7 protein-coding genes and 1 pseudogene are annotated in these 11853 nt (G+C 65.8%); all 8 read left to right on the top strand.

Annotation, left to right across the window (positions count from 1 at the left end):
- Nucleotides 1-537 (top strand): annotated as a pseudogene (locus VL15_RS27610) (hypothetical protein); the annotation flags it as partial.
- A 114-nt stretch (nucleotides 538-651) separates the two neighbouring features.
- Nucleotides 652-1650 (top strand): hypothetical protein, encoded by a 999-nt coding sequence (locus VL15_RS27605; protein ID WP_048249845.1) that lies wholly within the window; start codon nucleotides 652-654, stop codon nucleotides 1648-1650.
- A 364-nt stretch (nucleotides 1651-2014) separates the two neighbouring features.
- Complete coding sequence (locus tag VL15_RS27600) at nucleotides 2015-5092, top strand: ATP-binding protein (protein ID WP_048249839.1); 3078 nt, start codon at nucleotides 2015-2017, stop codon at nucleotides 5090-5092.
- A gap of 130 nt (nucleotides 5093-5222) precedes the next feature.
- Nucleotides 5223-5390, top strand: coding sequence for a hypothetical protein (locus VL15_RS27595; RefSeq protein ID WP_419188700.1), 168 nt, complete (start codon nucleotides 5223-5225; stop codon nucleotides 5388-5390).
- A gap of 404 nt (nucleotides 5391-5794) precedes the next feature.
- A complete protein-coding gene (locus tag VL15_RS27590; protein WP_048249837.1) occupies nucleotides 5795-6469 on the top strand; it encodes a response regulator in 675 nt (224 codons plus the stop codon).
- Nucleotides 6470-6642: 173 nt separating this feature from the next.
- Complete coding sequence (locus tag VL15_RS27585; protein ID WP_048249836.1) at nucleotides 6643-9720, top strand: hybrid sensor histidine kinase/response regulator; 3078 nt, start codon at nucleotides 6643-6645, stop codon at nucleotides 9718-9720.
- Nucleotides 9721-10464: 744 nt separating this feature from the next.
- Complete coding sequence (locus VL15_RS27580; protein ID WP_048249834.1) at nucleotides 10465-11058, top strand: fimbrial protein; 594 nt, start codon at nucleotides 10465-10467, stop codon at nucleotides 11056-11058.
- A 53-nt stretch (nucleotides 11059-11111) separates the two neighbouring features.
- On the top strand, nucleotides 11112-11828 hold the full coding sequence (locus tag VL15_RS27575; RefSeq protein WP_048249833.1) for a molecular chaperone: 717 nt from the start codon (nucleotides 11112-11114) through the stop codon (nucleotides 11826-11828).
- Nucleotides 11829-11853: the final 25 nt, after the last annotated feature.

The following is an 11853-nucleotide window of genomic DNA, read 5'->3' as shown; positions in this document are numbered from 1 at the left end:
TCGAACTGCTTCGTGATCACGTCGATCGGCAACCAGAAGAGCGACGCGCGCCTGTCGCGCATCACGCAGCTGCAGCGCAGCTCCGGCGAATACCGCGCGGGCTCGAAGCAGCAGAAGGGCCAGCGTGTCGCGGCCGACTACTACATGGAACCGCAGATCGTCATCAACGATTCGCCGATCGCCGGCATCGGCAGCATGATCGGCGGGCTGATCGGCAACAGCGCGGTGGCGGCGGTGGCCGGCCACCTGCAGACGAAGGCATCGGTCGTCACGCTGACGCTGTTCGACGTGCGTTCCGCCGTGCAGATCGCGGCGGCCGAAGGCAGCTCGACGGCGACCAACTACGGTGCGGCGCTGGGCGGCTTCGGTGGCGGCGTGGGCGGCGCCCTTGCCGGCTTCTCGACGACGCCGGAAGGCAAGGCGACCGTCGTCGCGTTCATCGACGCGTACAACAAGATGGTCGTCGCACTGCGCAGCTACAAGGCGCAGGACGTCAAGGGCGGCCTCGGCCGCGGTGGCCAGCTCCAGGTCAACTGACGCTCACGGGCCGGCGGTGCGCCGCCGGCCGATTCCCGTCCATAACCGTCCGTGCGTACGGCGCTGTCCGCGCGCACCGGCTTCGTTCGTCCTTTCCGTTTCGAGGTGACTCCGATGAAAGCCGTTGCATTGATCGCATTGACCTGTCTGGCCCTGACCGCCTGCGGCGGCGACGACAATTCCTCGCCCGCATCGTCCGGCGGCGGATCGGGCACGAGCAATAACGGCGGCACCGGCGGAAATGGTGGCACGGGAAGCGGCGGCAGCGGCGGCTCGGGCGGCAGCACGCTGACGCTGCGCTACGACGCACAGCCGACCGCAGCAGATCAGGCGAGCTTCGTGACGCTCCTCAACAGTGAAGGCGCGAAGGGCTACCGCTATCTCGGCGACTACTTCTACAACGCATCCAGCGGCGGGTCGCGCTCGATCTTCGTGAGCGACGGCACCGTTCAGACGTACACGTACCAACTGCAGGCGACGCCGGCCGACATGCCGGGCTTCGTCAGTCAGGCCAACACGCAAGGCGCGAGCGGCTACCGCTACGAAGGGCCGCTCACGTACGGCTATCTCTATCGCAAGGACGGCGGCTCGTCGGCCACTTATACGTACACGACGACCGGCTTGCCGGTCGACACGAATGCGTTTCTCACGCAGGCGAACGGTCAGGGCCAGTCGGGCTACTGGTTCCTGGGCCCGATGGCGGTCGGATCGGCGCAGGCGAACGTGTACATGAAGAACAACGCGTCGAACGCGACCTATACGTACGATGCACTGGTGCCGACGACAAACGTCAGCGACTTTATCGCGCAGGCCAACAGCGAAGGCGCGAAGGGCTATCGCGCGAAGGGCGGGATGCTGTTCGGCAGTACGATCTCGTGGGTCTACGTGAAGGACCAGACGCAGTCGCCAACCTTCACGTACCAGTCGGCCGCGATCCAGTCGACCGGCGCCGCCTTCGTCCAGCAGTCGAACACGTACGGCGCGCAGGGCTCCGCGTATCTGAGCGATCTCGCGCTCGGCACAACCAGCCCGGTGATGGCGTCGTTCTATTTCAAGCCGACGAACTGCACGGGCTTCCTGTGCACGACGCTCAACCCGCTTACGCAGAACTGAACCGGCCGTCGTTCGCCGGTTGCCCGTGTGCCTCGCCGCTTGCGCGGCGTTTCCGCGGGGGCCCGCTGCTTTCGGGCTCGCCCCCGCTTTTTTCCTCATTCCTTCCCTTCCCGGCCGCGCGTCGCATGTTTCGACGCACGGCTGGGACGCGTCCTGTCGCGTTTTTTTCCGGCATCGAATCTAGGTCAAGTTCTAAAAATCGATTCAATGAAACTTGACGTGTACGAAACGGTTCACTCAGGGTGGACGCTCGTACACGCGTTTGGCATCGTCGGAATTCATTCCATCTTTTCCATGGTGAGTTCCGGCGAGGGCTTGCGATCCGAATCGGCATTGTTCGAGGTCGCGGCCATCGCCGCGCGTCATGCCGCAGAGTTCGCTTCAATCCCTCCGCCGCTATCTGAGCATTTCGGTGTTCGGTGGCGGCATCGTCGTTACGGTCCTGGTCCTGATCGCGTGCGGTCTCGGGATGGCGGCGATCGTCTCGGGCCATGTCGAGGGCGAACGGCGCAACTACCTGAACGGGCTGGAGCAGACGCTCAACGAGATCCAGGTGAGCGAGACGTCGTTCCGCAACGGCGTCGCGAATGCGCAGCTGATCTGGCGCGAGGCCAATAGCGCGCCCGCGTCGGCTGTCGATGCATTCTTCCGCGACGACCAGCGCGTCGAGATCCGGCCGCATCCGTCGCTCGTGCTCGGTGTGCCCGGGCAAACCGGCGACCGCGCCGAGGTTGCGCGCTACCTGTCGCTGTCGGTGCTGCTGTCGCGCATCTGCGCGGCGAGCTCGATCAATCGTGGGCGCACGCTTGAGGGTTACCACTACAGCACGCGCACGGGCATGTTCGGGCTGGTGCCGAACCGGAACCGCGACGATCCCGCACTGGTATCGCCCGACGATCGCGCGCGCGTGCTGGATGCGCTGCGCATCGATTTCGAGCGCGCGTATCCGGGTGTCGTCGATGCACGCCCGCACGTGCGCTGGCTGGCGCCGTTCACCGATCCCGTATCGGGGCAGCCACGTATCCGGATCGCGGCCGAGGCGCATGACGACGGCGAAACGTTTGCCGTGCTCGCGACCGAATACCCGCCCGATTACCTGCTGTCGTGGCTGGCCGACTATCGTCCCGAAGGTGCGTTCACCATCACGACGGCCGATGGCCGGCTCGTCGCGATGGATCCCGCCGTCGGCGACGCCGGCCGCGCGGCGCGCCTGCTGGAGCTGGCTCCGTGGTGGGGCGGCGCGTCGTCGGGCTCGCCGGTGTTCCGCGACGGCTTCCTGCTGTTTCACGGCACGCTCGAATCGACGGGCTGGACGCTCACATACGCGTTGTCGTGGGCCGACGTCGCGACCGGCGTCGCGCGTTCGGCCGGCACGCTGGTGGCGGCGACGCTGCTGACGCTCGCGGTCATGTGGGGGCTGCTGCTGCGTTTTTACCGGCGAGAGTTCGCGCCGCTCTATGCGCGCTCGCAGCGCGTGTTCGACAGCGAGGCGCTATGCCGCAGCGTGATCGAGATGGCGCCGATCGGGCTCGGGCTGATCGCGCGCGACGACGGGCATTTCCTGCTCGCGAGCCCCGCATTGACGGACATGGTCGCGCGGCTCGGCGGCGATTATCACGCGCTGTCGAACCAGGTGGCTGCCGCGTGGCAGGCGCATGTCGCGAGCGGCGACGCGAGTGGCGTGCTGCACGACGATCTGCTGCTTGGCGGTGACGAGGCCGCACACCTGCATTTCGAATTCATCGCCTGCGGCGCGCGTTACCAGGGCGCGGACGTGCTGATCGCCGCGGTCGCCGACACGACCGCTAAGCGGCAACTCACGCAGCGGCTCGAAGAAGCCGTGCGCGCAGCCGATTCGGCCAACGCCGCGAAATCGTCGTTCCTCGCGGCGACGAGTCACGAGATCCGCACGCCGCTGAACGTGATCCTCGGCAACCTCGAACTGCTCGAGCGCTCGGCGCTAGATGCGGTACAGCACGGCCGGGTCGGTACGCTGCGCACGTCGGCCGCGAGCCTGCTCGCGCTCGTCAACGACATTCTCGATTTCTCGAAGATCGAGGCCGGCGCGATGCAGGTCGAGTCGATCGAATTCGATGTGATCGCGACGGTCGCGCGCGAGTTGAGCGCGTTCGCGCCGATCGCAAAGGCAAAGGGCGTGCAACTGTTCTGCGAGGTCGACGCATCCGGCACGCAGCGGATGCGCGGCGATCCGACACGGCTCGCGCAGGTGCTCGGCAACCTGCTGAACAACGCGATCAAGTTTACGGATGCGGGCCGCGTGACCGTGCGTGTCGCCGTCGTCGCCGGCGGTCACGATGTGCCGGCGTTGTCGATCGCGGTCGAGGATACCGGGATCGGCATCGCCGCCGAGCATCGGCACAAGCTGTTCAAGGCGTTCTCTCAGGTCGATACGTCGATCGTGCGGCGCTATGGCGGCACGGGGCTCGGGCTCGCGCTGTGCGACCGGCTCGTCACGGCGATGGGCGGCCGCATCGACGTGGCGAGCAAGCCGGGCGTCGGCAGTTGCTTCACGATTCGATTGCCGCTCGGCATGGACATCGCTGCGCCCGACCGGCCGGGCAGTGTGCACGCATGTGCGCTGACGCTCGTCGCCGCGCATCCCGAGTGGCGCGAATTCGCGTTACCGCATCTGCGTGCATGGGGATTCGACGTCGATGTGTACGACAGTCCGTCGAGCCTGCCGCGTGACCTGGCGGGCCCGGTCGTGCTGTTCGGCGATCCCGACACCTGGTCGCACGTGGAACTGGGCAGCCTGCGCGGCTGTGCGCCGCTGATTCTCGCGACACGCGACGGCCCGCTCGAACCCCACCGCGCGGGCGGTACGGTGCGCGTATCGAGTTATTCGCTCGGCGGTCTGCGCGCCGCGCTGACGTGCATCGAATCGTGTCCCCGAGAAAGTGCGATCGCCACTTCATCCGCCGCCGAGCTGTCGCACGTCGATATGTGCGGCCGGCGGCGCACCGGGCCCGTGCGACTGCCGCCGTTCGTCTCCCGTGCATTGCGCGTGCTGGTCGCCAACGACGAAGCCATCGACGGGTCGATCTTCCGCGAGCAACTGCATGTGCTTGGCTGCACGGTGGCCGAGGTCGGGTCCGGGCGCGCGGCGCTCGAATCGCTGGCCGGCGGAGGCTGGGATGTGCTGCTGATCGGCGCCGACCTGCCCGACCTGCGCGCGCACGAACTGGCGGAAGCCGCGCGCGGCCGCGGCGCGGCGTGCGACGTGCTGGTCATCACGTCGCACGTGACGCCTGAAGGCATGCGCCGCTGCACGGCGGCGGGCGTGCGGCGCGTCCTGACGAAACCCGTGACGCTTGCGCACCTGCGCGGCGCGCTCGCGCCCGCGTGGCAGCGGTACGGCGTGGCGCCGGAAGGCGCGGCAAGCAGGACGGCCGATCGCGAGGCGGCATTGCATGGCCGGTAACCGGCAACAGTGAATTCAGCAACGCATATCCGAGATAACAAAGGCAGGGGACCGACGCCTGTTGTGCGGCGGATTTCGAATCAAACCGGAGGGGAAGGCCGTGCGTCACTTGGGGAAGATATTCGCACTGTTGATCGATTTCTCGACACTGTCCGAAAAATCACGGAGGGAGTTTCTGACGATGATGAACGAGTATCTGCTGATGTCGCCGGCCCAGCGGCGGCGCGCGATCAACGAATGGAAAATGCAACAGGAAGGCGGCCAGCATGACGAACCTCGCGGGTCGGCGAACCAGTAGCGCACGGCGTAGGGCAGGCGTGCATCAGGATCACGCCGCGCTTGCCCGTCGCGCTGCCCGGCGTACGATACGCGGGTAAGATCGATCGTTCGGGCCCGACCGCGACGGCCGCTGTCGTCGTATACGGTCGAGCCGCCCGGCGGATTTCCAAGGTGCCCGGACGGCCCGGCCGCTGCGCGAGCCGCGAGAGGGCGGCGCCGAAGCGCGCCTGCCCATTGGGGCGCAAGATGCGCGGCGCGTGGACGGTCGCGCCCGACCGGTGAGCGAAGCTGGATTTATCTTAAAATTAAGTCATTGTCGTCCGGCGAGCCGAACGCGGCTGACTATCGGCCGACAACGCGAGCGCGCGCCTGTCGCGGCGCGAGCCGGATGCGTGAACGAAAGCCTCGGGGAGAAACAGGTACATGGACGAATTCTCAGTGCGCGTGATGGTGGCGGACGATCATCCGGCATCGGCGCTCGGGATGTCGCAGGCGCTGCAAGGCAACAGCACGATCAAGCTTGCGGGCGCCGTTTCGAACTCGACGGATCTGGTTGCGGCGCTCGACGCGCAACCGAGCGACGTGCTCGTGCTCGATTACGTGATGCCCGGCGGCAAGTACGGCGACGGTCTCGTGCTGCTGTCGTTCCTGCAGCGTCGTTACCCCGCGCTGCGTATCGTGACGATCACGATGATCGACAATCCGAGCGTGCTGCGCGCCATTCACAAGCAGGGCGTGCAATGCATCCTGAGCAAGTCGGATGCGTTGTCGCACTTGATCGGCGCCGTGCATGCGGCTTACGTCGGCGCGAACTACATGTCGCCGTTCGTCAAACAGCTGCTCCAGGACGGCGATTCCGTGCCTGTCGCGCGTGCGCTGACCACCCGGGAGATCGAGGTGGTCCGGCTCTTTGGCGCGGGCTATACGGTGGGCGAGATCGCCACGCAGCTGCATCGCAGCAAGCAGACCATCAGTTCCCAGAAGTCGAGCGCGATGAAGAAGCTGGGGATCGTTCGCGACGCGGACCTGATCCGGTATGCGGACGAAGGCGACGTGCAGGATCCGTCCGCTCCGGGCGCACCCGCCGCGCGTGACTGATGTGAGCGCACGGTGCGGTACGGGCCACAGGCGTGCGCGCTGTGGGGACCGCACGGTGCCGGGCCGTTCCTGCGCGCATGTTCGATGCGTGACGATTGCACCCGCGGCAAGCTGCCGCCAGCACGGGCGAATGCCGGCCCGCGTCCGACGACAATGAAACCACGGCGAATCGTATGCCCGACAAATTGAAAAGGCTGGCCGAACAGGCTGCCGCCGTCGGCCGCAAGCCGTTCGACCCGACCCGGGTTCGGCGCCAGCAGCACGCGCTGCTGTACGGCGGCGGCGTGGCGATCACCGCGTTCATCGTGCTGTGCGCGATCCTGGTCATTCGGCTTACCGTCGGCGACTACGTCGCCCAGATGCGCTCGTCATTCCTGGGGGAAGCGGCGCTACTACACGGCGAATTGCAGGTGACGAAGGTGTTGCTTGGGCGATTCGCCGACAACATGACCGCGGCCAACAGCAACCCTGAAGTCGTGCCGCTGTCCGATCTGCAAACGCTGATCGATAGCGGCGGCCGACTGGATTGGCCGAACCCGTACGGGAAGTCGAGGGTCGTCGGGTTCGCCGATATCACGCCGGGGCACTCACCTGCCGCATATATGCGCTATATCGGCGCGCTCTACCGGATGGGCCACGCCGTCGCCACGCCGTCGCCGGTTTCGATTGCGCTGAGTTTCTCGGCTTACCTGATCGGCGTGAACGACGATTATCTGGTGTTGTTCGGCGCCGAACTGGCTGCACGGGCCCCCGCGCGGCTGGCTCCGTCCGATCTGCGGGCACTGGCGCGACGCCTCGAACCCACGGATGCCGATGACCGCGTCATCATCGAGACGCGCGACGACCCGTTGCTCGGCAGGCCCGTGACCCGGATCGCGCAACGGCTGCGCAACGTGGACGGCGAGCCATTCGCATGGCTCGTCTTCAACGGTCGTCCCGAACTCGACCGGATCATTGCACCGCAGGCGCCGGACGAAGAGAAAGTGCTCGTCGACACGAGCGGGCATATCGTGATGGGGCGGCCGCAAGACAGCCGATTCGTCGCACCAATGCTCGATCGCGTGCTGAATCGGGATCGCGCGCCAGCCATTCCGCATCGCATCGGTAGCCGCTTCGTGCTTGGCGATCGCCTGCCCGGCTCCGACCTCGTGTTGATCAAGAGCGTCTCGTGGCGAAGCGTGGCGATCGCCAATGCCGTACGCATCGGCATCACGTGCGGCCTGGCGCTGTTCTGCATCGCGGCGCTGTGGGCCGCGATCGTGATGTTCGACCGGCGCGCGCTGCGTCCCGCCAATCGGCGCGCGGTACGACTGATCGAAAGCGAGGCGCTCAACCGGACGCTGATTCGCACGGCGCCGGCCGGCCTCGCGCTGCTGTCGCTCGCCGACGGCGACGCGATCGTGCGCAACGATGCGATGGCTGCCTACGACAAGGCCGTGTCGGGGGCGCCGCTCGGCAAAAGACTGTGGCAGGTTTATCGCGACGAGGTGCGCGTCGACGATGGCGCGCACGGGCTCGTCACGCATGAATTCGCTATCGAGCGTGAGGAGCACGGCACCGCGTATCTCGACGCCCACATGGTGCGCGCCAAGTACCGCGGCATCGACGTGCTGCTGTGCACGCTGATCGACATCACCGCGCGCAAGGAAGTGGAAGAGACGCTCCGTGAAGCGCGCGTGGCCGCCGAGGACGCGAACAAGGCCAAATCGACGTTCCTCGCGACGATGAGTCACGAGATCCGCACGCCGCTCAACGCGATCATCGGCAATCTCGAACTGATGGCGCGCGCGTCGCTGCCGTCGGCGGAGCAGCGGCGGTTGAATACGGTTGCGTCATCGTCGGATGCGTTGCTGCGCGTGATCAACGACGTGCTCGACCTGTCGAAGGCCGAGTCGAACCAGATGGTGCTCGAAAGCATCCCGTTCGATTTGCGTCGCATGCTGGACGACGTGACCGCGATGTTCCGGCCGCTCGCAGACGAGAAGAACCTGGCGCTTGCTTGTCGCGTGGCCCCGGATCTGGCCGACGGTTACGTCGGCGATCCGACCCGGCTGCGTCAACTGGTGTCGAATCTCGTCAGCAACGCGATCAAGTTCACGAAGCGCGGCGGCGTGACGGTCGAAGCGCGGCCCGCGCCGACCGGCACGGCCGGGCGGCGTGTCGAGATCGTCGTTCGCGATACCGGCATCGGCATTCCCGAAGACAGCATGTCGACGCTGTTCGACGTCTATATTCAGACCGACGCATCGGTGTATCGCCGCTTCGGCGGCACGGGGCTCGGGTTGCCGCTGTGCAAGCGCATCGTCACGCTGATGGGCGGCGAACTGAACGTCGAAAGCCGCCTTGGCGAAGGCACGACATTTACAGCCGTGTTGCCGCTGCCCGATGCCGCGCCCGGGTGGCGCATCGACGTGCCGGAACTGCCGGCGTTCGCGGACGCGGTGCGCGGGTACGGATCGGCATCCGAAGCGGATGACGTACCCCGTGCGAAGGCTGCTGCCGAAACGGGCGAACTGGCCCGTGAGGACGACGAGGAGCCGCTGCGCGTGCTCGTCGCCGAGGATCATCCCGCGAGCCGCGCGTTGCTGCGCGACCAGCTCGATGCGCTGCATTACGACGCCACGATCGTTTGCAACGGCGTGGAAGCGATGCGCGCGTTCTTCGAGCATCCGTTCGACGTCGTGCTGACGGATCTCGGCATGCCGGAACTCGACGGGTTTGCGCTGGCAAATTTCCTGCGGGAGCAGGGGGCGACGGTGCCGGTGATCGCGATGACCGCGCACGCGACCGATGAGGATCGCCGGCGCTGTGAGCGGGCGGGGGCGGTGGAGGTCGTGTTGAAGCCGTTGTCGATCGGAACGCTCGAAGCGGTATTGCGCAAGCATGGCGGGCGGCGGGGTGTGGCGAGCGGTGATGCACGTGCGCCGGTGCATGGCGGGCCGCCAGTCATGACCGACGAGATGCGGCAGACGTTACGTGCGGCGACGCTGCATTCGCTGGCGGTGATCGGAGGCGCGCTGGCGGCCGGCGAGATCGATCTGATAAAGATCGAATTGCACTCGATGCGCGGCGGCTTTGCACTGGCAGGCGACGCCGAGGCGAGTGACGCGTGCGCGCGTGCCGAACGGGCCGTGATCGAAGACGGCATCGAAGCGATGAAGGCGGAATGGCAGGCGTTCGACGCGCGGATCGAATGCGCGCTGGCGCGGCTGTCCGGAAGCGGGTCGTGCGGCTCGCCGGAGCCGATCTGATTTACGACTGAGTGTGGCGCGGCGTGGGCGCGCCACGATCGTCGATCCGCGGGCCCATCGCGTGGCGCAGTGCTCGAGCAACGATATAGCGCAGTGCCGGAGAGCCGAGATTTGACTGTTCGGTCGAGCCGTTGCGGTGCGTGACTCGTTTCGCAGCCGCGCATGTCAATATCACCTTCCCACGGCTATTCTGAAATCTCCGAGCGTCGACCGCAATGCATTCCGGCATCGCTCGATGCCCGTCGGGTGCTTGCGTGCCCTATCCCTCTCCTTGAACTCGACACGCGCGAATGCGTGATTGCGCACATCTACGCGATGCGTCAGATGCCGACGCGTGCACGGATGTCAGTTTCCGGTGTTACGTCGAACGGAACTAGTCGCGCGCCTTGCCGCTTCGCTCCTTCTGTCGTCTTCCGATAACCGCCGCCATCGACCGTGAGGTGATCGCGATTCCCGATGTCCGGGCTTGCGTGATGCGCGTGGACGGGATCCTTGTCGCCTGGTGCGATCAGAGCTTCGCGAGAATAGTTAGGTTGACTTGACAATCAGCGTAGTCAGTTTGTCGAAAACCGAAATTCGTACTCGTACTATTTGTTTGAGGCCGCATATAAAAATCGTCCTATTCCTCGTTTTGAGAGATTTCTTGAAAATATTGTCAGTGGAAATGATCTTCCACGCGGCGAATGCAAAATTAAATCTTGCATTCATTATCGCAATACGCCTTTATAACTGAGTGAAACTGAAATGAAAAAGATTGCAATGATGATGTCGGCTGCTGGCCTCGCATTCGCGGCGATGAGCGCTGCCCATGCTGCGGATGGCACGATCAACTTCACGGGCGAGATCGTCGCTGCGTCGTGCGGCATCACGGGCGGCAACGGCACATCGGTGACCGGCGGCAAGGGTGAGCAGTCGATCGACGTCAAGATGGGCAAGGTCAGCGTGGACGCGCTGGGCAGCACCGCCGGCGGCGGCATCGCGGCCGGTACGGCGATCAACCTCAACCTCGATTGCGGTGCGACCGGCAAGGGCCTGAACACGGTCAAGGTGCGTTTCGACCCGGCCAGCGGTTCGGGCGTGGACGGCAACAACAACAAGCTGCTGAAGACCACCGGCACGGCCAAGGGCGTGGGCATCGGTATCTACAACACCGAAGGCTCGCTGCTGAACCTGAACGCCAACGAAACGTTCGATGCACCGCTGGTCCAGGGCGGCACGGCCGAAGCGCCGACCTACACGGCCAACCTGGCGCTGCGCGCCAGCTACGTGAAGGCCGGCACCGACGTCGAGGCCGGTACCGCCAACGGCACGCTGCCGTTCACGCTGACCTACGAGTAATCCACCTCCGGGCGGGGGAGCGCCCTCGCCCGACTGACAAGATCCCATTCGACATGAAACGATTCCACTTTGCTGGGCTGGCCCTGGCCGGCTCGCTGTTGTTGTCTTCGGGCGCTTCGCTCGCGGGCGTCACGCTCGACGGAACCCGCGTCGTGCTGGCCGCGCCGAGCAAGGAGGCGTCGATTCTGGTCCGCAACCGCGCGCCGGCCGACGTGATGATCCAGTCGTGGATGGACGCGAGCGACGGGAAGGCAGACGTGCCGTTCGCGATCACGCCGGCGCTCGGTCGCCTCGGTGCGGAGAAGCAGCAGACGCTGCGCGTCCTTTACTACGGTCAGGGCCTGCCGGCCGATCGCGAGTCGGTGTTCTGGCTCAACGTGCAGGAGATCCCGCAGAAAGCCAAGGGTGACAACACGCTGCAGATTGCCGTGCGTCAGCGCATCAAGTTCTTCTACCGGCCCGCCGGCCTGCCCGGCAAGGTCGAGGAGGCGCCTGCGCAGCTCCGCTGGAAGCTTGTGCAACGTGACGGTCGCACGCAGCTCGAAGTCAGCAATCCGTCAGCGTATTTCGTCTCGCTGGCGTCTGTCAACGTGCGTAGCGGCGGCCGGGATTATGCCGTGGCCGCCGAGATGGTGCCGCCGTCCACCACCCGCCAATTTGCCGTCAAGGAATTGCCGGCTGGCGCCGCCGCGGCGGGCGTCAAGGTTCACTTCGAATCGATCAACGACTACGGCGCCGTCGAACCGCACGACGGCACTACCGCTGGTTGACGCGACCAGCTCGACACATCGTATT

It is taken from the genome of Burkholderia cepacia, assembly GCF_001039005.1.
Classification (GTDB): Bacteria; Pseudomonadota; Gammaproteobacteria; order Burkholderiales; family Burkholderiaceae; genus Burkholderia; species Burkholderia theae.
This window is presented reverse-complemented; position numbering and strand designations above follow the sequence as displayed.